This window comes from Cedecea sp. B1(4), assembly GCF_059414925.1.
Map to the genome: position 1 here is coordinate 1 of NZ_JCAHMZ010000127.1, position 208 is coordinate 208.

Consider the following 208-nt stretch of genomic DNA (forward strand, 5'->3'; position numbering starts at 1 on the left):
AAAAAAAAAAAAAATAATTTATTTTTTGCTAACCCCCAAAAAAAAAAAAAAAGGTAAGGGGACAAAAAAAACGAAAAAAGGGGCGAAAAAAAAAAAACAAATAAACAGGTTTTTTTTTATATTGTTAAAGACATATGCCATTTTAATTCGCCACCAAAAAAGAAAAAACTACTGTATGGAAAAAATTTTAAAATAAAGGTGTATATAA

The 208-nt window shown here is 22.6% G+C and carries 1 protein-coding gene; it reads left to right on the forward strand.

What is annotated here, in order from left to right; all coding sequences use genetic code 11:
• On the forward strand, window positions 1-196 hold a 196-nt coding region (locus tag ACR6JA_RS22335), incomplete at its 5' end, for a hypothetical protein (protein ID WP_494599596.1).
• Window positions 197-208: the final 12 nt, after the last annotated feature.